The sequence below is a fragment of the Desulfovibrio ferrophilus genome (assembly GCF_003966735.1).
GTDB lineage: Bacteria > Desulfobacterota > Desulfovibrionia > Desulfovibrionales > Desulfovibrionaceae > Desulfovibrio_Q > Desulfovibrio_Q ferrophilus.
This window is the reverse complement of record NZ_AP017378.1, coordinates 482,384-504,600: the sequence shown is the minus strand read 5'-3', so window position 1 is coordinate 504,600 and position 22,217 is coordinate 482,384. Positions and strand designations below refer to the sequence as shown.

General features: G+C 55.2%; 17 protein-coding genes. 3 read left to right on the top strand and 14 right to left on the bottom strand.

Features of this window, described 5'->3' with window-relative positions; translation table 11 throughout:
* Window positions 1-6 precede the first annotated feature (6 nt).
* The 14 genes from EL361_RS02320 to EL361_RS02255 form a co-directional block, all read right to left on the bottom strand.
* Window positions 7-1,248 (bottom strand): cytochrome c3 family protein, encoded by a 1,242-nt coding sequence (locus EL361_RS02320; RefSeq protein ID WP_126376184.1) that lies wholly within the window; start codon window positions 1,246-1,248, stop codon window positions 7-9.
* 28 nt (window positions 1,249-1,276) lie between these two features.
* Window positions 1,277-3,202 carry a cytochrome c3 family protein gene (locus EL361_RS02315; protein ID WP_126376180.1) on the bottom strand — a complete coding sequence of 642 codons (1,926 nt, stop codon included), beginning with the start codon at window positions 3,200-3,202 and terminating at the stop codon, window positions 1,277-1,279.
* Window positions 3,199-4,641 carry a peptidylprolyl isomerase gene (locus tag EL361_RS02310; protein WP_172961594.1) on the bottom strand — a complete coding sequence of 481 codons (1,443 nt, stop codon included), beginning with the start codon at window positions 4,639-4,641 and terminating at the stop codon, window positions 3,199-3,201. The genes EL361_RS02315 and EL361_RS02310 overlap by 4 nt, the downstream gene beginning before the upstream one ends.
* A gap of 13 nt (window positions 4,642-4,654) precedes the next feature.
* Window positions 4,655-5,248, bottom strand: a complete 594-nt coding sequence (locus EL361_RS02305; protein ID WP_172961593.1) for a GNA1162 family protein — start codon at window positions 5,246-5,248, stop codon at window positions 4,655-4,657.
* Window positions 5,238-6,713, bottom strand: coding sequence for a hypothetical protein (locus EL361_RS02300; protein WP_126376171.1), 1,476 nt, complete (start codon window positions 6,711-6,713; stop codon window positions 5,238-5,240). The genes EL361_RS02305 and EL361_RS02300 overlap by 11 nt, the downstream gene beginning before the upstream one ends.
* 22 nt (window positions 6,714-6,735) lie before the next feature.
* On the bottom strand, window positions 6,736-7,410 hold the full coding sequence (locus EL361_RS02295) for a GNA1162 family protein (RefSeq protein ID WP_172961592.1): 675 nt from the start codon (window positions 7,408-7,410) through the stop codon (window positions 6,736-6,738).
* Window positions 7,411-7,421: 11 nt separating this feature from the next.
* A complete protein-coding gene (locus EL361_RS02290; protein WP_126376166.1) occupies window positions 7,422-9,452 on the bottom strand; it encodes a hypothetical protein in 2,031 nt (676 codons plus the stop codon).
* Window positions 9,453-9,571: 119 nt separating this feature from the next.
* On the bottom strand, window positions 9,572-10,966 hold the full coding sequence (locus tag EL361_RS02285) for a YncE family protein (RefSeq protein WP_126376164.1): 1,395 nt from the start codon (window positions 10,964-10,966) through the stop codon (window positions 9,572-9,574).
* A 41-nt stretch (window positions 10,967-11,007) separates the two neighbouring features.
* Complete coding sequence (locus tag EL361_RS02280; RefSeq protein ID WP_126376161.1) at window positions 11,008-12,039, bottom strand: NHL repeat-containing protein; 1,032 nt, start codon at window positions 12,037-12,039, stop codon at window positions 11,008-11,010.
* 114 nt (window positions 12,040-12,153) lie between these two features.
* Complete coding sequence (locus EL361_RS02275; RefSeq protein WP_126376158.1) at window positions 12,154-13,176, bottom strand: cytochrome c3 family protein; 1,023 nt, start codon at window positions 13,174-13,176, stop codon at window positions 12,154-12,156.
* 79 nt (window positions 13,177-13,255) lie between these two features.
* Entirely contained in the window at window positions 13,256-14,161 is a 906-nt protein-coding gene (locus EL361_RS02270) for an SIR2 family protein (protein WP_126376155.1), read from the bottom strand.
* 61 nt (window positions 14,162-14,222) lie between these two features.
* On the bottom strand, window positions 14,223-15,029 hold the full coding sequence (locus EL361_RS02265; RefSeq protein WP_126376152.1) for a cytochrome C: 807 nt from the start codon (window positions 15,027-15,029) through the stop codon (window positions 14,223-14,225).
* 396 nt (window positions 15,030-15,425) lie between these two features.
* On the bottom strand, window positions 15,426-16,883 hold the full coding sequence (locus EL361_RS02260; RefSeq protein WP_126376149.1) for a sigma-54-dependent transcriptional regulator: 1,458 nt from the start codon (window positions 16,881-16,883) through the stop codon (window positions 15,426-15,428).
* A gap of 22 nt (window positions 16,884-16,905) precedes the next feature.
* The gene (locus EL361_RS02255; RefSeq protein WP_172961591.1) at window positions 16,906-19,506 is read right to left on the bottom strand and encodes an ABC transporter substrate-binding protein; all 2,601 of its coding nucleotides are present in this window, start codon (window positions 19,504-19,506) and stop codon (window positions 16,906-16,908) included.
* Between the two features lie 388 nt (window positions 19,507-19,894).
* Here EL361_RS02255 and EL361_RS02250 point away from each other — a divergent pair, with 388 nt between their 5' ends.
* The 3 genes from EL361_RS02250 (at window position 19,895) to EL361_RS02240 (ending at window position 22,177) form a co-directional block, all read left to right on the top strand.
* Window positions 19,895-20,281: a response regulator gene (locus EL361_RS02250; RefSeq protein WP_126376144.1), complete on the top strand. Its 387-nt coding sequence runs from the start codon at window positions 19,895-19,897 to the stop codon at window positions 20,279-20,281.
* Between the two features lie 164 nt (window positions 20,282-20,445).
* The gene (locus EL361_RS02245) at window positions 20,446-21,792 is read left to right on the top strand and encodes an ATP-binding protein (protein WP_126376141.1); all 1,347 of its coding nucleotides are present in this window, start codon (window positions 20,446-20,448) and stop codon (window positions 21,790-21,792) included.
* 157 nt (window positions 21,793-21,949) lie between these two features.
* Entirely contained in the window at window positions 21,950-22,177 is a 228-nt protein-coding gene (locus EL361_RS02240; RefSeq protein ID WP_126376139.1) for a hypothetical protein, read from the top strand.
* Window positions 22,178-22,217 lie beyond the last annotated feature (40 nt).

Below are 22,217 nucleotides of genomic sequence, written 5' to 3'. Positions count from 1 at the left end.
GCAGACCTAGTATCCCTTATGGCATTGCAGACACAGGGCTTTCTTCCTGTCGAACCGCAGTGCATAGGGATAGGGACTGCCCATCAGGTTGTGGCAGGTGATGCACGAGATATCCCGCTTGGAGCGTGGGTCCACCGTGTCTTCGCCAATGGGATGCGTAAACTGGGCGTGCCGCTCATGGCAGTTGGTACATCCTCCAATCTCTCCCTTCTCGAAGAGATGGGGCTGGTCCGAACCATGAGGGGTATGGCAGCCGGTGCACCGCCCTTCCTTGACCAGCGGGTGCTTGTATGACGCACGAGGATCTCGCACCAATTCCGCAGTATCGGTATGGCACCCCAGACACATCCTAGTCTCGCTGGAACGACGAAGCTTGTCGCGTTCCGAAGCATGCGGTCCATGGCAATTCAAGCAATACACACCTTGGCCCGTATGGCTTACGGTCTTGCGGAAGCTCTCGGCCTCATCCTCGTGACAGCGCAGGCAGAGCTGAGCCCCCTGTTCCTTGAGTGCACCGCCGCCAGCAGCCTTTGTGTGGCAGGCGGAGCATTGGCCGCGCTTGAAAGGCTCATGGCTGGCATCCATAACAAGAGCCTTGCGTTGTGAACTGTGTGGGCTGTGGCAGGACATGCAATCGGCATCCGCAACCGAATAGCCACGGTGTGCTCCGGCTTTCGTCCCGGCATCAGGATGGCACCCTTTGCACAACGCCACCCGTTGCTTGCTGAGCAAGCCCTCATTTTGGGACGTATGCGCCTTATGGCAGCTCAAGCAACTCCCCTTGCGCACGGGGGCATGGATTTTCCCATTGGCAATACGGTCCTTGTCGTGACAGCCGAAACACAGCTCATCCTGCTTCGCGACAAGCATCTTTTTCCGACCGGACGAGTGGGGGTCGTGACATTTCATGCAATCCCCGGAGCCATAGGGTGAGTGCACGATGTCATCGCCCCCCCGTCCGCCGCCGTCATGACAGCGCAGACAAAGTTCACGTGGTTCCGCCTTGAGCAGGTGCCCATACTTGGAAGCATGTACGGTATGACAGCCATCACACTTCTGCTTCCGAAAGGGTTCATGCGCATCGGCCTGTGCCATCTCCGCCTTCAGTCCAGGGTGACACGAAACACACCCCTCTGGCGGACCGGCCCCCGGACGAGCCCCCGAAGCCCAAGGCACAAAGACCCACAACACGAGGGCAGCAAAGACGACCACCCACAACGGTATGCTCCAACACGGTTTCATGGACATGCCCTGTCCTCCTCACTCAGCAAAGGCATCATTTGTGGCAGTCGGAACACGCCCCCTCCTTGAACGGCCCGTGCAGCACTGGCTGCAACAAGGCCTTGGTCTGCGCGGCATGCGGTGCATGACAGCCGGAGCAGTCAGAACCAGAGTTGTCCACTCCGCGATGATTTCCCGTCTTGCCCTTGGCATGACACGTCTCGCAAACCTTGCCGCCCGGAGCAGTCAAAAGACCAGGAGTCTTTGAGGCATGCCCCTTATGACAGGACAGACAATCACCATCCTGAGCAGGCTTGTGGCGATGCTTGCTGGACTCCAGACTGTCCTTCACTCCTTCATGGCACGACAGGCACAACGGTCCCGGAGGCCTATTGAGGCGTTGCCGCACTCCACTGTCGTGCGGAGTATGACAGGCGGTGCATTGTCCACCGGCAAAAGGCTCGTGCACGGTGGTCTGATCCTGAGTCGCCAGTCGGTCATGACAGCGGGAGCAGATGTCCGACACGGGACTCACCAGATGGAAATCCTGATCGCTGGCATGACTGTCATGACAGGTTTCACAATCGCCTTTGTTGAATGGGTCATGCCCCTTGCCGGCAGAACCGACCTTCATGTCACCATGGCAGTTGAAGCACAACTTTTCCCGAGTATCGCTCAGCAGGTCGCGGCGTTGCGCACTATGCGGACTGTGACAGGAAACACATTGTCCAAGCCTGACAGGCGTGTGCACATTGACTTTGTCAAAGCGCATCTGCTGCTTGGGATGGCATGAATAGCACTGCTCGACCTCCGGGGCCTTGAGCACCCCCTTGTTATCCGAGGAATGAGCATCATGGCAGTCGAGACAGGCTCCGTCCTTGACCGGTGCATGCACCCTCGCCTTGGTAAAGGGGGCACTCTCATGACAACGCAAACACAGAGCCGATCCTTCGGCCCTCAGTCCTTTCTCCAGATTCGAGGAGTGCGGTTCATGGCATCCGGTACAATCGCCCTTGTCAGCAGGTGTATGCCGATAGGCTTTCCCCATTCGTCCCTCTGCCTGTGGGTGGCACGAATAACAAAGTTCACCACCAGCCAAGCGAGCCTGGGCCTTGTTGTCCGACGCATGGGGATTATGACAGGACAGACAACCACCCTGAGCCTGTGCCCCGTGGGGTGTGTCGCCTTTCCTCATGACCGCATCGCCATGACAGCCCTGGCATTGCTCCGCTCCCGGTTTGAGGACGGGTGTGCCCAATCCATCAGGCTGTTCATGACACGAAATGCAATCGCCATTTCCAAAGGGGGTATGTATCTGTTTCCTGAGCAGACCTTTATCGGCTGAGGAATGCGGGGTGTGGCACGAGGTGCATGAATCACCAGCAGGAATCAATCCGCCATGGGCCTCGGCAAACGCCCTATCCTGAACCGCGTGGCAGGAGCCACAAGTATCCTGGCCTGCGGACTTCAACAGTTTGCCATGATCCGAACCATGCACGTCATGGCAGGTCGAACAGCCGTCCTCGTCCAGCGGTTGGTGACGCACAGCGCGCTCAAACTGTTCACGGTCATGGCAGGAAAAACACTGGCTCTGTTCACGCACGAGAGCCGGACGAGCAGAGACATGGGGATCGTGGCATGACAGACAGCCGCCCTCTGCCACCGGGGCATGAGGAACCTTCCTGTTCGCCGCATCGCGCATGTCAGTATGGCACCCCACACACAGGGCTTCGCCTCCGGCGCGCAGGTACACTCCCCCTACTATACCGTGGGGTTTATGACAGGCAGCACAATCGCCCTGTGCGACCGGAGTATGCACTTTCCCGATACGCTCATAAGCGGCAACCTCAGGCTCGTGGCAATCCACACAACCCGCGCCCATACCACCTGTGGCTGGCCTGGCTTCTCTCCGGCAGGAAACGGTTCCACTCCAGACAAACAGGAGCAGCATGACGACAACAACCGGTAACGTGTGTCTCATTGCTCACCCCTTTCCAATTGATCGGTAGTGTCCGGTGGGCTCTTCCAAAACGCATCTTCCAGACTCTCAAGCACCTCGCTATGCATCACTATGCGCGCCTGATTCCGCAACGCCTGAACATAGCGTTCACGGACCATGGCGTATTTGCGTTCCAGGACCCGACGTCGCAAATCAGGCAGTACCTCTTCGTAAGGCATGACCGTGCACCCTCGCCGCCCGCGCAGCTTGAGTACCACCAGATCCCTCCCCAGTGTCAGCACATCACTGACTCCTCCTTCGGGGAGTGTGACCAAGGCCTCACGAAAAACCGAGGGCAGTCTGTTCTCGGAAACCCACCCTTCACCGGGGGTGGAACGTCCGCCAAGTCGCCTTGCGAGGTACGCAAAAACAGCCCCTCCACGCAGTTCCTCCTGAGCAGCCAGAGCCAAATCCATCTCCTTGAACCGCAATTCACCCAATCGCACCTGGCAGCCCCGGGTGTAGAGTTCGGCATGGTCATCATAGAACTGTTTGAGGTCCTCATCCGTGGCCTCTGCCAACGGCAGCAATACCTGCGTCCGAAAAGCATCCAGCAACAGCGCATGACGGCGAACGGCAACGGCCTGTTCAAATTCAACCTGCCCTGCATAGTCACGCTTCAAGGCTTCATGCCCAACCAGCACATTGGTCACCAACGCATCGAGTACACGTTCCTTGGCACCTTCCAGCCACTCAAGCCGCGATGCCTCATCCTCGGAGCGTTGCAGCATATACTCGGCCTTGGCGTATTCGCGCCCCAAATCGCCCATGAATTCGGCCATTGGCACCGGCTCTCCATTCACGACGACCACAGAACCTTCAGGGACAATGCGGGACAAAGGCAGCTTTACCGCCTGCAACAGTTCATGATTCACCACAACCTCGGATTGAGCCCGAAGCCGCGTCACAAACTCATCGGCCAAAACCTTTTGGCGTTCCTTGCGCAGAATCTTGCCAATACGGTCCCGCATACGATCAGGGATTTTGTCCTGAGGCGCGGTCTCAGTTCCCAGAGAGGCAGTATAGCGTTCAGCGATGTCAGCCTCTTCCACCTGGACTCGCCCTTCCACTTCTTCCCTGTACAATTGCAGTATGGATTGATCGCGCACAAAGGCCTTCATCTTGAGGCGAAACGCCGGTCCCTCATCCAGGTGCATGTCCAAGGCTTCTTGCACCAGCAACCGCTCATTGACCAGGGAATCCACAATATCATCCACGCTCAGTGCCATCTCGCTGCCCGAGGAACGGGTCCTGGGTTTCGCGCGATGGATGTCACGCACCCGTTGCTCAATATCAACCACGGCAATGGCTTGCCCATTCACCTCCACGGCCACAATGGCAGACCGGGCCAGACTCGGAACGCACATCACCCAGGCCAGGACCAACACTGTCGCAGCCGCCCGTATCGTCACACCTTGCATCGTTGCCTCCAAGTCATTGAGCCACACCATGGGGAAGCTGCGCCACAACCTCAGTCGCCATGCGTCGGGCCAACTCTCCGCTTGTGCGCACCCTGCCGATATCCAGCGCCACGGCATAGTCATCGCCATGTCGTTGATGTTGCGCCATGAACAGAATTTCTCCGGTACGGGCGTCCACCAGACGCACACTCACCGCCACCGTTGGCACCGCATCCCAGCCAACGCCACCGGCATCGCCATAGTCTTCCACCCGCCCAAAAAGTACGGCGTCCACTCCCAGACTGCGGCGCATGCGAACCAGAGTTTCCATATCCGTGCCTTTGCGAGCCAGAATGCGTCGATCCAGAAGAAATGTTTTGACGTTGCCATAATGTTCCACCTCGTAACCGCCACAGGCCATCAGTCCGGAGACAAAGGCCGCCGTCACCACCGGGCTGGCATCAGCAAAGGCAGTGCCGTTATCAAAGGGAAACACCGCCACCACCACGATACCGCGATTTTCAAGCCCCTCACGCAGGTAGGTCTCAGGGTGAACTGCGCAGCCCCCCAAAAACATGAGCAGAGCGCAGACCACTCCGACTTTAGGTACCAAGACATCAAAAATCATCGACCCACACCTTCCGCTCCTGCGGTTCGAGATCCATCTCCTGAAACTCCGGCTCAGGCGGCAGCAAGGGGGAGACATCCACCCACTGTCGATTCCCGACCTGATCCCAGGTCTCCAGAGAATATGCCGCGGCTCTGTCGGGAACCTGAACCGTGGGCGGAGGCGTTCCTCTTCCGTAATATTCAATAATTACAGAGCGATCATCCCTATGTAAGGTCAGACTCCAACGGCTTACCTTGTCCAAAGGCGCAGGCGTCATGGTGACCATTCGACGCTCATCAACCTCCACCAGAGAAACGGCAACCCGGGGAGGAGCAGTGTCCACTTCCAAGCGCTGCACCGACGCCACGGTGCTGTTTCCAGCGCGATCGGTCACGGTGAGCGAGCAGACGTACTCGCCATCGGGCATGATGTGCCCCGCATCGTCCTGCCCGCCCCACACAAAAAACTCCGGCAACTCACCGCGGCCCTCCTCGGAGCGCACGGCATGCCCCGATGCATCGGTGACACACACGGACCAACCGCGAATATGCAAGGAGTCTCCGACCTCGGGAGTGAACCGGATCTGGTCCTGCACGCCGTCAGCATTGGGAGAAAGTACTCTGTCGCTGGAATGAAAGCTCAACGGAGGGGGACTGTTGTCCACGGTGAGCACGGCATCGGTTTCCACGGTCACCAGTTTGTTCCAGGCGTCAGTGACATAGATGCGCAGCGGATAGCTTCGCTCAACCATGGGCGCGATCAACTCGCCACTGAAATGACCATTGCCCTGCGCATGCAGTTCAATCTCTCTATCCAGCAAGTAAGCCCGAATCCGGCGCAACGGTTCGCCCCCAGGCTTGATTTCCACCACCAGCGTTGCGCGCTGTCCGCCACGCAATATCTCGGGTTTGAATCCGGCCCGTGCGATCTCAAAATCAGGCACGGTTGAAGGATGCACGAGCATTTCCTCAGGCATGGAACTCAACAAATCACCCACAACACGCTGCAATAGAGTCTCCATGTCGTTGATCCGCCCCAAACCAAGCACCGTGGTGTAATCATCACCGCTGGCCGAAACGCTCTCCGCCCAAACCACCGAAGAATCGCCACATTCCACCAACTGCGCGGAAACAGTGGCACGGGGAATATCTTCACCTGTCATATAGGCCTGCCCTACAACCAAGGCATCCACCCCAAGCTCCACCCCAAGCACCCGCAAAACAGACCGATCCATAAATTCTGCCCGCCGCAGACGATGGTCAACGCGAAACTGCTCCAGTCGATCCTGCGGCACCACATCAAATCCGCGTCCGGCCAAACCGGCCCCCACATAGTCGGCGGCATCAATCAGGTGCCCCTGATTGGAAAACATGCCTAAGGGCATCACCGCCACCCGCCGCACTCGCCCCTGCGGGATCGGTTCCGCAGCCATGGCGCACAAGGGTAGCAGCAACCACAACACCAACCACAGGCTTCGAAGCACACGCCATCTCCCTGGTCTCCGGCTACATGCCCGCAAGGCCGTTGCGCAGTTCCTTGGTCTCATGCCGGGCCAATGCCGCCGGCATCTCACGCTCATGCTCAAATAATGATGCAAACATTTCCACCACCACATCCCGGCTCAAATCGGTGCGACTCTGCTTGCCGATACCAAACAGCCTGTCCAGAACTGTCGTCCCCTTGAGACTATGTGTGGCCTCCCACAAAATTGTGCATGTCTTGGCATCAATGAGCCGCAGGGACACACAGACCTCAAGGTAGGCGTCACCACCCTTGGTCGATTGCCCATACTCCTGCACCGCACCCACCAAAAACGCCTGCACCCCCAAACGGCGGGCAGCGCCTTCAGCCACCTTGCGATTGATGGAGCCCTCATCCTTGCCATGCCCCTCGCCACGCAGCACCTTGGCCACTTCGCCGAATTCCACCACATCCACACCACGGCGCAGCATCTCGGTGGCCACCACGTGCATCACCTTTTCCTCTGCGCATTTTTCCTGAGTCAGGTTCTTGAATGGCACGATGGCCACAGAACGCACATAACTCAGGTCCGCATTGGGATGGACATAATTCATGGGCTTGGCGCACCCTGCCAACAGCAGTGATGCCATGACCAGCATCAAGGGCAGAGCCCCTGTCCCTCTTCTCAAAAACAGAATCAAACCAATCATATTTTTCATCTCACCCACCTCTAAAACTTCGCGGACAGGTCCATGGAATACTGATGCACCTCGGTCAGAATATCTGCCTGATGCCAAGTCCAGTCGTAGCCGAATCGCAAGTTGAGCATCCGGCTCAGGGTCCATGCCAAGTCCACATTGAATATTTTTTTCTCGCTGCCATTACGCTCCAAGGACCATCCGGTATCCAGCTGGAGCTTTCTCGTCAGCAGCCATCCGAGAGTGCACTCCTGCCTGGTCGTTTCCACGCCCGTGATGTGATCCTGATCGAGGCTGTACGAACCGCGCAGATAGAGTACTCGCGAAGGGCGATAATACAGGGCAAGCTTGCTGAATGATGTCCGCCCCCTGGTGACATTCGAAGCCTGCTCGGTCTCCGTCCAGCTCATGTCGTGAATCAGATCGGCAGTCAGGCTGCGCGTCAATTCCAGTCGCAGACTGGTGTCCAGATTCCTGGCGGTAGTCACGGCATCGGATTGAAAATTCTCATTAACGGACAGCCCGCTTTCAACGTCCAGTTGCGCTCCCTTTCTGAGCAATGCCCCCACATGCATCTGGGCAACGCTGTTGCTGGACACTTCCTGTGACCCCTCGCGCGAATCCACTCGGCTCAGGGACAAGTCCACATCCAGAGTCTCCATGGGTTGAGCCAACAGGTTCGCCAAGTAGGAATCCGACGTCCTGTCCAGCTCGCCGGTCTGAGTCTCAAGACGCCGCTGATATTGACCGGTAGCCGTCACATACGCCCCGAGGTTATGGCTCACCCGCACCCCTGCGTTATGCGTGTCATGACGAACCTCATCCGCCCCCGCTTCTTCCATGCGCCTGATCTGGCTCATGTCATACGACAGTTGCAGCCATTCCTTGGGCCGGTAATTCATGTTCAACTGAATGTTCTTGGTCACGGCCATATCACTATCCGAGGAATCAGCAGCATGCGGTTCCAGGGAATAGGCTTCGATCTCGGTGACATAGATTGGCGAAACCGTGGCGTCATTGGTCGTGTTCACCACCTTGAGATAGCGCTTTTCCACCCCGGGTACGGTGATGGCGAAGTAGTCCTTCTCGTCATCGTAAACGAAGCTTGCAGACGCACTGATCTGAGACCAGAAGACACCATCATCACTGGAGTACAGTGCCCAGGTATAATCCGCAGGAGTGAACGTGGCGTCGGTGGTATAGACCCTGAGTTCATCCACCCGGGTAGCACGATTCAGATCAAGCCCCAGATTGCGATCCGTATTCCCGGCTCCGCCGATGTTGAACCCCACACTGGATTTCAGATCGCCATCGATCAGTGCACCCAAAGGATCCAGAGCAATCCCTGCCCCCGGTGTCGTCTCCCGGCCCAAGCCTGCCAGGGGAGCCACCTGAGTTTCCACGTCGTAGGGCGTACTGCCCACCGAGATATCAGTTTCGGACACCGTATGCGTGTAGCTTCCGGAAATAGCCAACTCGTCATCCAGATACCTGTCATTAAAGCGCAACCAGCCCTCGTTGCTCTGGTAGTCCTGACGCACATCTGCCGCTAGGTCCTGAGATTCCCTGAGTCGCAAGCTATAGCCAACACTCAGGGAATCCATCACTTCATGGTCGATTGTCCAAAACCAGTCATCCTTCAGAGTGTCAGTGCTCCGCACGGGGAGGTAGTCATAGTCCCTATCTCGCCGGTAGGACATGCGGATTCGGGTCCGCTCCAAGGCTGCCGTGGCAAGATCAACATTCCAGGATTCAGTGGTTCGCCGCTCTTCGTCGGAAGCCGTGGTCAAACCATGCAACCCCTTTTCGACCAAGCGATAGCCCACGTTCCCGTTCACGACATCACTGCACACAGTGAGCCGCAGTTCGGGAATCTGCGAAGTTGTTTTGACTTCGTTGGTCTCTTGCTCGCTCAAGTCAAAGCTCCCTGTAAAATTCACGGTAGAGGTGACATCCTTGCTCAACCGCACCTTGTAAAGCCGCAAAAAACTGCTATCGATGCGCTCCTCATCCCCGGATCGAATCTCCGCGATACGATACGAAAGCTGGAGCGCTCCACTCACCCTGTCCTCCGCCATCCCTCCCTTGGGACAAGCCATTGCCCCAAGCAGGAGAATCAGGCCGCATATGGCACATTTCACTGCCGTCCGGCATTGAAGGACGATGAAATCCAACACGTCGTTCATTCGTCGATGACCGTGACGCCGTAGGGTCTCCTGCCCACATGCATAACGGTATCGATCTTTCGCATCGAGGCATCCACAACGACCAGTTTGTCTGCTTCGTTACAAACCACGTAGAGTTTGCGATGCACCGTATCCAAGGCCATATGCCCGGGAGCCGAGTTCATTGGCACCCTCTTCACGTCAGAACGAGTGGCGGTTCGCACAAATGCCAGTTCATCTTTCACAGGGGCCGTCATGTAGACCATGCCGTGCAGCCCTTGCAGCAGACGCCCCCCGCGACTTCCTGCAGAAACCGCCACCGACGCGGCATAGGACGGCAAATCGACCAACCAGAGAGTGGAAGTCCCGCCATCGGTGACGAACAGGGTGCCATCGGCCACAGCCACCCCTCGTGGGGCCTGACCTACGGTCACGGTGCGAACAACCTGAAGTGTATTGCCATCAATGACGGACAGGGTGCCTGAGCCGGTATTGGCCACATACACCCTGTTTCTGTCCGCATCGAAAACGATGCCGCCGGGGTTACGTCCCACATCAACCACGCGCACGGGTTGGCCTGTCGCCGTTTCAATGACCGTCACACTGTCCGAGGCCGGATTGACGGCAAACAGCAATTCCCCATCCTGGGATATCGCCAATTCCGTAGGGGCGCGGCCAAGGTTGCCGAAGGTGTCCACCACATGTCCGGCAGCCACATCCACCACCGAAATGCATCGTCCACCATGGCTGGCGACGTACAAGCAGGTGCCATCTGGGGAGGAAACAAGGCCCATGGGAGCGGACCCCACGGCAATGGAGCCAACAACCCGGCTCAGAGATCGATCAATCACGGTCAGGGACGCGTCAGCGACGTTGGATACAAAAATCAGAGAAGAAGCCAACTCAACGCGCTGCTCACGTATAGTCAGCTTGGGCAGGAAACCATCATCCTCACACAATGAAGGCTCGGCGAACCATTGGGCAAACAATGTCCGGCTGCGACCAGGTTTCAAGGTGAAATCAATCTCCACCAGGGTTTCCCCACCGGTTTCCTGCAGCTCCAGAGGCACGATGACGCCATTGCGTTCCACAGTGGCCCAACTCACGCACCACGCCATGCCCACATATCTGCCCGGCTCCATTCCCGACACAGCCAGCCGCAAACCACCATCGGGATCAGCCGACGACAGCTCCGCTTCCGCGCCCAGTGGATGACGCCTGCCGTCTTCGTCCACCAGAAACACATCGGACAGAGCAAAACGAATCTCTGCCCCACCGGTTCCAAGTGTTTCAAAATATAAATAAACCTGCCCTCCCCCACCCGGAAAGGCTTGTGGCATCTTCTCAAGCGAAGTGCAGGCGGTCGCCATCAGCGCAACCAGAACAAGAACCACGCGCATGACCAACTGCATGATCTTTCTCCCCCAACTCTTGCCCTAGCTCCCGGCCGAGGCTATTCCAAACGCATCACCTGAACGCGGTTATTGAATGTATCGGCTACAAGAACGTCACCGACGGAATCCACCCCGATGTCATTGGGGAATTGAAACCATCCGTCACGCCACCCCTTGCCTCCGAAATCAAACAGATGTTCGCCTTCCCAGGAATAGACGTTTACCGTGTGCCGCATGTAGTCCACTACCAAGACCCGCCGCTCACGCTCATCCAAGGCAATACCCCGGGGCCTACTGAGCTTGCCCGAGCCACCACCCTTCTTCCCGAATGATCGCTGAAGAACACCATCTCCATCGAACACGTAGACTCGCCCCATCTCTTCGCTGAGAAGATACAACCGCCCGGAGGCATCCAATTCCATATCGCTGATCATGGCTTGCCGCGGGGCCTCGCCACCTACAGAGTCCTCAACACTCAGCAGACGGACGAATACACCATCGGCATTCAGGACAACCAGACCGGCAAAACTGTCACCACTGACGTACAGCTCGCCCTGCGGGGTCACGAGTACGTTGCGGGGACGAAAAGATTCCGCACCATTGAATCCCTGGAACACGATGTCGCGCTCCCATGACAGCGCAGGATTGAATACGGAGATTCTGGATTGTGTGCCGCCCTTGCCTGGAACCTGAGCCACATAGACGTAGCCATCGCTGCCCACGGAAACACCCACGGGGCTTTCCAGGCCATCCGAAACGCCCATGGAGAGCAGTGGATACAAATCATGGGTATAGACGAGGATTCTGGAATTGCCGCCGTCCACGACATAGACTTCGCCGTTACTCCGATCCACGAAGACCCGTGATGGAAACGACATCCTGAGGCCTTCGTAATCCTCAAACACGGTCCCCATGACGACAGCCTTCTCAGCTCTATTCTCATCCTGAGTCGAAAAGTGACTCATTGCCGCAGGCTCCTCGGAACGAGGCACATCCTCCGGCAGAACGTCCTCGGCTGCGCCCAAACGCACCATCCCCAGCAAAACAAGGAGGGCCATCAGTCTTATGGAGCGCAGGCGGAGAAAATTCATAATTCCATCCCTGACGCATATATCGAAAAATTGAGGGGAGGGACGTTAGCCCCCCCCTTCGTCCTATGGTGGAGGAGTGGGAGGTGTTGCACCATAGAGATCCCGTAGGTTCCCTTAAGAACCACGTTGCTTGTTATGGCAGCCGAGGCAACCGTAACTAACTGTACTTCCTGCCAATTGGGCATTGTAATCCCAACGCAGCAGGTCGTCATAAGGCGTACCATGGGCTCGGTGGCAAGAGATGCAAGCCACCTGTGCTCCGGTCACGGTATAGGCCGTACCAGGAGCCATGGAGGTAATGTCTTCGAAAGCGAACGGATTCTCACGGTAGTTCACCGTAGCAGACCAACCACTCGCAGTCGGAATATCGTTATCCGTGGGGTGGCGAAGCCAGTTGCTGCCATCATTGGTATTGGCCAGCGAGTGGAAATCCGGGTGACAGTTGGCGCAGAGCTTGTTGATACCTGCGCTCACATCGGAGCTGTAGATGTTGTGTTCACCACCCGTACCATCTGCAGAACCGGATATTCCGGCCTCCCAGTCAGCGGCACCCTTACCGAGGACTGCTGCCTGGTTGCTTGCGATCTGCAGGTAGCGGTATCCATCCTTGGCTCCGTGGTGGAAGCCCTGAATACCGGCATCGTTGCCATCGATGGTGGCATCGCCGTGACAACCGTTCTTGCCTGCACAAGTCAAGGCTTGAGCATCCTGATCGCCCTTTCCAGAGTTCATTCCACCGGACAAACCGGGAATGTTGGTCCCGGTCAGCGTGTCGTCCTCACCGAGGGAAGACATCACGATGTCCACATTATGGACGCCCGCATCGCTTTGCACACCACCGGCACCTTCCTTAAAGGTACCACCAGCGCAGGAGTCGGTATTATAGGTGCCGTCAACCACAGGGGCGACACCACCCAAACCGCCATTGGTATGGCAACCGATACAGCCGTTAAGTGTCAAATGAGCCATACCCACGGCACTGCTGCCCATCGTCGATCCATCCTGAGAGCTGTGCATGGTATGGCATTCCACACACGGACCGGTCACTGCTGCCCATGCAGGGCAGGCCATCAGCACCGCAACCAGACCTAGTGCCCAGAATCGCACCCCGTTACGCATCCATTGTCCGTGTCTCATATTTCTCTCCTACCGCCCTGCTCAGAGCCATGCATGCAGTGCACAGCTCCGGCAGTACGGACTCGTTGGTTCTCTTGCTTCATCCCGCAGCCAGCTCGTGTGCCGTGCCGTGGCAATCTCCACACTTCGATGTATCCTGCATCAGGGTCTTGGAGTGCGGTTCACCATGGCATTTGCTGCATGGCTCGATGCCCTCGTGTTCGAGGTGACATGATGCACAAGGCACATCTGTATGCTTGGTGATATTCTTGGTCAGATTATGCTGCACATCGTCATGACACCCTGCACAAATCGCAGACGAAACGTCCTCGCCATAGGTCACAACCGTGGGCTTGTGCACGGGATGGCAGGTCATGCATTCGGCGGATGTCATTTCCACTTCCGGACTATGCGACTCATGACAGTCGGCGCATTCCGGGATCTTGCCATGGTTGTCGGCATGGCAATCCTCACAACCCACATCACTGGAGTGAGCGCTGGGATTCATCACCAATTCACCAGCCACAGGCTTGTGACAGGTGCCACAATCCGGTGACAGATTCTCCATATCCATAAGCAGAGGACGGTGCACATCGGCATGACACTTCAAGCAATCCTTGAGCGATTCATCCGAACCGTGGAATTCAGCTCCGTCCGGCCCCACGTGACAGGTGCCGCACTTGGGCATGATCTCATCAAAGTTCTGCTTCCGAGGGCTGTATGCATGATACTGCTCATGACACTGCACACACGGAATCTTGTGCTTTCCGCCATCCTCCCGGATGGCATCGTAGACAGGGAAATGGCATTGTCCGCACTGCTCGGTTGTCAGCGGCGAAACCCCGCTGTCGTATAATGCAATTTCACGCTTTTCCGGCTGCGCAGGTTCCACGGATATCGGCTCCGCAGCACCGCCCCCGGCCGGGGTCCTTTTCTCGCAGGCCGCCACGCACACCAGGCAGACCGCAAGCAGACCAAGCAGCATCAAACCTTTAACCAATCTCATATCGTTCACCTCATGCTGTCGCCGTTACTAAAATCATCGCGCCGGTTGCTCCCGGCCCGCGCTATCGCCTCAGGTCGTGCGCCGTGCCGTGGCAGTCGCTACAATCCTCGAATTTCTCAAGCATGGCTTCCGGATGCGGCCGGCCATGACAGGCGAAGCAAGGAGGAACGGCCTTATGCTCTGAACGGTGGCAATTGTCACAAGCCAGGTCATGATGCTTTGTCGTATTGATGGCGAGCACGTTGAAAGCCTCTTCATGACACGACTTGCAATATTCCGAAGGCGTTCCTCTTTCATACTTGACCACCAAAGGCTTGTGAGCCGGGTGGCAGGTCGTGCAGGACTCCTGGTCCATGCTATCGGTATGAGAAGAGTGACAGTCCAGACATGCGGGAACCTCGCGGTGGCTGGTGTGACATTCGTTGCAGGCCATGTCGGCATGTGCGCTCGGGTGGTGCTTGACCTCGACACCCTGTTCGCTATGACAGGTCAGGCATGGCTCGGTAATGTCGCCCTCAAGACTCAAATTCAGCGGAGCATGCCCCGAAGAATGGCACTGGCTGCAATTATCCAGTGTATAATGCTCCTTGCCCGTATGACACATGGTGCACTCAGGCACAGCTCGCGTCCCTTGGGGCGGGTGCTCTCTATGGCAATCCAGACACCCGATCTCAGTGCCATGCTTGCCACCATTGACGGCAACCAATGCAGGCTCCTTGGGGTGACACACGATGCAATGATCATCGGTCAACTTTGTCGCAGCAGGAACGCTCTGCGCCGTTGAAACCGGGCAGAACCAGACCAGAACCACGGCAATTCCAAGAACACCCGCGAAGGCCAACCTCATTTTCAACAAACCTAATTCCATTTCAACTCCTCCCAACCATTCCCGTTCGGCCTCGCAGGCTGCACAACTACTATTTCATCCATCTGGCTTTTTCCCTCTCCCCGTGCGGCCCAAAACGGCAGTACGGGCAAAGCCGGTGATCCTCTGTCGCATGTCATTCGACTCCCTAAAGACTTCAAAACGTATGCCAACTCCAACCAGCAAAAGATATTTCATCAACCATCCGTAATCACAGGGAAATAATTCAAAACAATAAACCCTTCATGTTCTCCGGCACGCCCATCGTTCGAAAACGAACGCTTGCATTCGAACGCAAGGTCCAAAACTCGACCATAAAAAACACCGCAGGACACCTCTCTCTCGAGGTATCGTGCGGTGCTTGTGCAGCATCAAAAATGCCACTCGGTGGTAGGGAGATTATCCGTCCATCAGGCGATAGATCTTGTTGCGATCCCAGTTGAGAAATCCGGCGGCCTGCGTTTTGTTATTATCAAAACGACCGACGGCCTTAATCACAATCTGTCGCTTGAGGTCATTCAGGAATTCATCCAGATCGAAAGGTTCATCAGGCAGGGTCAAATCAGAAAGATCAAACAGGTTGCACGAGGGGCGCCAGCCCATGTTAGCGCCGGGCTTAACGGCCAGAAACTCCAAATGCTCCGTTCTAAGCTCGTCATCGTCATACACCAGAACAGCCCGCTCAATGACATTTTTCAGCTCGCGCACATTCCCTTTCCATGGATATGCCCTGAGCATGTCCAACGCGGCCTTGGACACCGTCTTGAATCGCTTCTTTTTGGCTTTGGACTCGTCTGCCAAAAACAACTGCGTCAGAGGCCCAATATCTTCCTTGCGCTGCCTGAGCGGCAATATTGTGAAATAGCCAATCTTCAAACGATGATAGAGGTCCCGGCGGAAGGTGCCCTCCTCCACCATCTCTTCGAGATTGCAATTGGTGGCACATATGATGCGCGCCTCCAGCGGCATTTTCTTGATGCCGCCCACTCTGTAGAAAGTACGATCTTCAAGGACACGCAGTAGTTTGGGCTGGATATGCAGGGGCAGTTCACCAATTTCATCCAGAAAAACAGAACCCTTGCCAGCGGCCTCCAGCTTTCCTTTTGATCCTTTCCGATCGCTGCCGGTAAAGGCACCGGCCTCATAGCCGAACAGCTCGCTCTCAAACAAATTTTCCGAAATCGCTGAACAGTTGATATCCACGAACGGAGCCTTGAAGTCATCTTCGCCATGATGAATCAACCGGGCTACAATCTCCTTGCCTGTACCGGTCTCCCCCTCGATAAGCACGGGGACATCGGTGTTTTTATGATAGAGCCTGGCATCATTGAGAATCTGGCGCATGCAGGGTGAAGAAACAACGATATTGCCCACCCCGGTAATCTTCCGCAGCTGCTCCCTTGCGTCTTCCAAATCGCGCTGCAGATCCAGAGTGGCCTCCAGAATGCGCCGATCACAACACTGTGAAAGATCTCTGTTCTCAAACAACAAGGCCTGATGCTCGGCGCTGCGTTCAACCACGGCCGCAAGCTCGCGAGCATCCAGAGGCTTCTTCAAAAAGTCATAGGCTCCCAGCCTGAGCGCCTTGACCGCAGTTTCCATTTCACCGTGGCCGGTGATGATGATCACATCACTGGAGGATGTTCCCTTGCTCTTCTTGATACGTTCCAGAAATTCGAGGCCATCGATCCCAGGCATGCACACATCAGTAATGATTACAGGGTAGTATGTTTCTGAGCAGCGTTTGAGTGCCTCCTCGGCATCCTTGCACATCACTGGCTCAAACCTGAGCATGGAAATCATGTCTCCCAAGCTGGCCAGGCTGATGGGTTCATCGTCCACGATCAAAATCTTCATTCGTCAATTCCCCTTCTGCAGGCTACGACACGGTTCCCTTGAGCAGTGATATCTCTATCTTCGCTCCCTTGAACTGCTCGGAGGCACCGGCCGTTATCTTACCGTTCCAGGAATTCACGAAGGTTTGGACAAGGGCCAACCCCAAGCCCATGCTTCCGCCATGGCTCTTGGTCGTGTAGAACGGTTCGAATATTTTATCCGGTTCATCTGCAAATCCGGGGCCGTTATCTTCGACAGACAAGATCATATGGCTGGAATTGTTTATGGTCGATATAACAATCTGCTTATCGCGCCGATCATAGGTGTCGTGAATGTCAACGGCATTGACCATCAGATTGATCACGACCTGTTCAAGCTGAATCCCATTGGCCCGAACCAGAGCGGGCCCCGGCTCCAACTCCAACGACAGTTTGATGCCATGATACGCCAATTTGGCGGACATCAAGGTCAAGGCTCGCTTCACAGCCATATTGAGGTCAACGACCTCCACCTCCACATTGTCCCCCTTGCGAATAAGCATTCGCATATGGTCAATGACCGAGGCAATCCTGTCTGCTGCGCCCTGGATTTTGCCCAACTGCTCCAGCAGTTTCGGCATCTCCACCCGCCCTTCATTCTCCACCAGCATCATTAAACCGGTTGTCCACAACTTGAGGGCATTCAAAGGCTGGTTGACTTCGTGGGCAATGCCACTGCTCATGGTCGCCAAGAGCTCCGTCTTGGTCGCACGCTGCAATTGCTCAGTGAGTTTAACTTCTTCGGTTACATCGGAGTACATGACCCCCCCTTGAACAACCTTCCCTTCGTTATCACGAATGGGGCAGGCAATGACCCGGAACATTCGCATCGCCCCATGAACAGATAATTCCTTGAACTGAGTATGCACCTCACCGTCAACAAACAGCGTAGAGCATGGGCACAAGGGGCATCGTTCCTGCTGGCCCATCAGGGAATAGCAATGGCCGCCGAAATCATGTTCAGTCTCCGGAAACCATTGCTTGAATGTAGAGTTGGCCGCAACAACCTTCATGTCGCCATCCAAAAGCAGCATTCCGCCCGGAAGGTTCTCGGTTATTGTCCGGTACCGGCGTTCGCTTTCGCGCAGCAGATCTTCGGCGTGGCGACGCTTGGTGATATCCACAGCCACACCAGCCAGACGATAGACTTCGCCCTTGGCATTGAGCACGGGGAACACACGCCAGCGAACCCACCGCATTTCGCCATCAGGCCGTAGAACACGGCATTCGCAGTCTGCAGCCCGATTCGCCAGGCCTTCCTGCAGGGTGTCGCGAATGGTGCTGCAGTCATCAGGATGCAGAGAATCATAAAAGGTTGATGAATCCGCTAAAAGCGCCTCGGACGATTGCCCCCATATGCGCTCATAGCCAGGACTGGTATAAAGAATCTTGCCACTATCCGCTTCTCGCACCCAAAAGAACACATGGATATTTTCGACCATTTGCCGGAAACGCTCTTCACTTTCGCGTAACGACCCTTCGGCGCGTTGACGCTCAAGAACCTGATCCTTGAGCCGGCTATTGGAATCAACCAATTGACGAGTTCTATTCGCTACAATTTTTCTAAGACTGACAGCCCAGGCAAATACGAATAAAGCCGCTATTCCGACCGCCACAAAGCCACCGGTAAGCAGCCGGGTCAATCGCTGACTGATCCGCTCATCCCAGGCCGCCGGATCGTACACCAACTCACCAACATCAACGCTGCCCTTGACCTGGCCATACTCACGCAGATGTTCATGCATCTGTCTCCAGCGCTCAGGATTCACATGGCCCAGCAATTCCACGTGTGGGTAGGGACAAAGGTGCTTTACCCCCTCCACCTGGCCCAGGTTGAACTCCGTGGTCTCCAGAGGCGCATGCACCCGAGGCAATTCCTTCGAAATGCGCTCCGCAACCTCTTCGGCATGATCGAGGGCATATTCCCAACCCTTGAGGCTTGCTCGGATAAAGGCCTGCACCATGGCGGGATCAGCGTCGATAACATCCTTGGTGGTGTAAAGAGAATCACCATAAAAATCGACACCATAGGACATGGGGCGCAACACACTGAAGTCGACTCCAAGCTTTCGCAACATAAAGGGGGTGGTCAGGCGGTAGCCAAGGATCGCATCCACCTCGCCACTCGCTAATTGTTGGTAATGCCTCACGCCTCTTTTGATGGGCGCATATTCCAAGGAGTTCGGGTCCACGCCTTCGGCTCGCAGCATGGCCTGGAGTTCCACTTCGAATAAGTCGCCAGGACGACGCACCAGCTTCTTTCCTGTTAAATCGGATGCTCCACCGATACCACTGTCCTTACGCACATAGATCTCTGCTGCGCTGTGCTGGAATATTGAAGCAAGGACGACCACCGGAATTCCCTTGTCACGTGCAACAAGAATATCCGAAGCACCTACACCGAATTGCGCCCGACCTGCAGCAACAGCATCAATGGCCCTGCTGAAACTTCCATCCTTGCCATAGGCGGACTGAATTTCAACTTCCAACCCAGCTTCATCAAAATAGCCTTGCCACTTCGCCGCATAATACCCTGCAAACTGAAACTGATGATCCCAGCACAACTGGAGAACAACTTTCTTGGCGTCCGCACTATCAGAAAACATAAAGAGCGAAATGCACACCATAAGCGTGCATACCATACGGCGAATGGTCATCAACAGTACCCCCGTGTAATAACCCTCTCTCAATTAATTGACCTATTCCTGCCATATTCGTACTAATTCCGCAATGGTGACACGAAAATCACACGTAAGCCCGATTCATGGTCGCGAGCAGGGCTCTGATCTCACGCCTCAGCGACAACACTCCGGCCCTCCACAAAAGCGTTCATAAGCGAACAACGCTCGATATCGAACGCCTGAGCACAGCGTTCCAAAGTCGAACCAAAAAGTGCATCAGCCTTTTTCCTCCTGAAAAAACCCACAATATCAAATACTTAAAAAAGATATCCGCACTTGCCCTTCACTGGCATGCAATTTGTTCTAGGAGAGCATGTGCGCAAAAGCAGTACGAACCATGTTGGTTGGCGATGACGAGCCCACACTTCAGGCCTTGGGGGATATTCTCGCCATGTGCCATATGAAGTGTGACATGCGGCTTCTCAAAACAGCGCTCCCCGGAGCGTTACTCCAGCACTCCGAAGATTACGACTTTATTATACTGGATTATATGGAGTTTTCTCCAAAAGGGCTGGATCTTCTGTTATCAATCAGAGAATCGACAAACAACAAGCCGATTATCATCATCACAAACAATCGTTCTTATGAAAAAGATGCGGAGTTGATTCATAACCACGGTGTGCACCTTCTTCGAAAGCCTGTTGATATTTCAATTTTATTACAAGTCATAGAGACTGCACTGAAAACAAGCTCAAATTAAATACACAAACAAAAATCATAGCCATAAAAACAAGTCACAAACCACTGACGCACAAAAGTATTAAATTACTTAACTAATACAAGTTCAACCTCAGCATAAAGAGACAAGTCACTGCATATACCTTTCTCACATTAATACAATTCATCATCCCCCTGAGGTATCAGATGACCATCAGAATGAAAGACAGCCGATTCTCAAAAGCACAACTCACGCCCAATCTGGAAGAAGCTCTGGAACGCATCTCCGTGCTGGAAAAAAAGCTTGATATTCAAAATGAGAAGTCACTGAACAAAGACAATCGAAACGAAACGGTTCACCAAGACAAGCAAGAATCAGAACAGGATAAACTCGTTGCGGAGATCATCAATCGCACCAAATCTGAATTTTTAGCCAACATGAATCACGAAATACGCACACCACTCAATGGCATCATGGGCATGCTCCAACTCATGATGACTACCGATCTAGACGAGGAACAAATGGACTATGCTCAACGGGGCATCATCTCCTGCAAACGCCTGACGAACCTTGTTGCAGATATCCTTGAGCTCTCCAGGGCAGAAGCGGGCAAACTAGGGATTGAAACCAAGGTTTTCAACCTGGCCGAAACACTCCAGCATCTGGTTGAACTCTTTCAACCCACAGCAAAGAAGTCAGGCATCGAGCTCCACTCTCACTTTGACCCGACAATTCCGAAAGAAATCCTCGGAGACACACTCCGTTTGCAGCAGGTGCTCAACAACCTGGTCGGCAACGCGCTCAAATTCACCGATAAAGGCAGTATCACCATCGAAGCCTATCCGTTGAAGACCGCCAATCCCGAGCACTACCGAATCCTCTTCTCCGTAGCGGACACTGGCGCAGGTATCCCGGACGACAAGCTCTCCATGCTTTTTGAACCCTTCACTCATGCCACCGAAGGATACACTCGTGTGCATCAGGGAGCTGGTTTGGGCCTGCCAATCTGCAAACGCCTGATTTCTCTCATGGGGGGAAATATTTCCGTCGCCAGTGAGGTAGGCAGAGGAACAACCGTCCACTTCTGCATCACTTTCGAGCTGATCAAGCCAGTCCACAGAACACTACAAGCACTTCCAAACACAAAGAGGCTTCCTTCCATGCCCCTGAAAGTCCTCCTAGCCGATGATGACTGGATCAGCAGCATGGCAGTGCAACGACAGCTTGAAAAAGCAGGATGCTCGGTCACCTCCGTGGCCGACGGCCAAGCGGTGCTGGATGTTCTGCATCAGGATAATTTTGACGTCGTGGTGATGGACGTACAAATGCCCATCATGGATGGCCTGGAAGCAACAAAGGCCATACGAGCTCGCCGGGCAGGAGACGACAAGAAAGATATCCCCATTGTCGCTCTCACAGCCTACGCCATGCCCGGGGACGAAGAGATGATGCTCCAGGCAGGCATGAACGAGTATGTTGCCAAACCATTCAAGATCCAAGACCTGCGTGATGCTCTGGAAAGAACAATAACAGCCATGGAGCAATGCGCCTGACAGGCATGACGGGCATGACAAACCAACAAGAAGGCTGAGCGCGCCATCGCGTGCGATTGGGTAATGACAAAAAGCGTTGTGAATTGTGTCCATTATCTGTGTCGAAGTGAAGAGCCCCGACGTCAATGGAATTCATAAAAACGGACAGTCGAACATCATGCGCAACATCAAAATCATAGCTTTCAAGGGCTGCCTTCCCGCATTGAAGCTTCACGACACCATGAAGAACCTGATCGCAGAAGGGCCATCCCGATTCACGCTCAGCCTGGATATCGTGCCATCGCCTCACTTGGCTAAGAAAATGGGATTGTATGGCTCCCCCACCATCCTCGCAAACAAGAAGGAATATCAGGCGGAGCGACGGGGACCAGCCAGTTTCTATTGAAGGGCTTATGCCACGGCGGAAGGTTTCCGCCCCGTCCCAT

Bases quoted from the DNA above. Each gene is read 5' to 3' on its own strand.
- EL361_RS02320 (WP_126376184.1), bottom strand. From the start codon at position 1,248: ATGTCCATGAAACCGTGTTGGAGCATACCGTTGTGGGTGGTCGTCTTT.
- EL361_RS02315 (WP_126376180.1), bottom strand. From the start codon at position 3,202: ATGAGACACACGTTACCGGTTGTTGTCGTCATGCTGCTCCTGTTTGTC.
- EL361_RS02310 (WP_172961594.1), bottom strand. From the start codon at position 4,641: ATGCAAGGTGTGACGATACGGGCGGCTGCGACAGTGTTGGTCCTGGCC.
- EL361_RS02305 (WP_172961593.1), bottom strand. From the start codon at position 5,248: ATGATTTTTGATGTCTTGGTACCTAAAGTCGGAGTGGTCTGCGCTCTG.
- EL361_RS02295 (WP_172961592.1), bottom strand. From the start codon at position 7,410: ATGAAAAATATGATTGGTTTGATTCTGTTTTTGAGAAGAGGGACAGGG.
- EL361_RS02285 (WP_126376164.1), bottom strand. From the start codon at position 10,966: ATGCAGTTGGTCATGCGCGTGGTTCTTGTTCTGGTTGCGCTGATGGCG.
- EL361_RS02280 (WP_126376161.1), bottom strand. From the start codon at position 12,039: ATGAATTTTCTCCGCCTGCGCTCCATAAGACTGATGGCCCTCCTTGTT.
- EL361_RS02275 (WP_126376158.1), bottom strand. From the start codon at position 13,176: ATGAGACACGGACAATGGATGCGTAACGGGGTGCGATTCTGGGCACTA.
- EL361_RS02270 (WP_126376155.1), bottom strand. From the start codon at position 14,161: ATGAGATTGGTTAAAGGTTTGATGCTGCTTGGTCTGCTTGCGGTCTGC.
- EL361_RS02265 (WP_126376152.1), bottom strand. From the start codon at position 15,029: ATGGAATTAGGTTTGTTGAAAATGAGGTTGGCCTTCGCGGGTGTTCTT.
- EL361_RS02260 (WP_126376149.1), bottom strand. From the start codon at position 16,883: ATGAAGATTTTGATCGTGGACGATGAACCCATCAGCCTGGCCAGCTTG.
- EL361_RS02255 (WP_172961591.1), bottom strand. From the start codon at position 19,506: ATGTTTTCTGATAGTGCGGACGCCAAGAAAGTTGTTCTCCAGTTGTGC.
- EL361_RS02250 (WP_126376144.1), top strand. From the start codon at position 19,895: ATGTGCGCAAAAGCAGTACGAACCATGTTGGTTGGCGATGACGAGCCC.
- EL361_RS02245 (WP_126376141.1), top strand. From the start codon at position 20,446: ATGACCATCAGAATGAAAGACAGCCGATTCTCAAAAGCACAACTCACG.
- EL361_RS02240 (WP_126376139.1), top strand. From the start codon at position 21,950: ATGCGCAACATCAAAATCATAGCTTTCAAGGGCTGCCTTCCCGCATTG.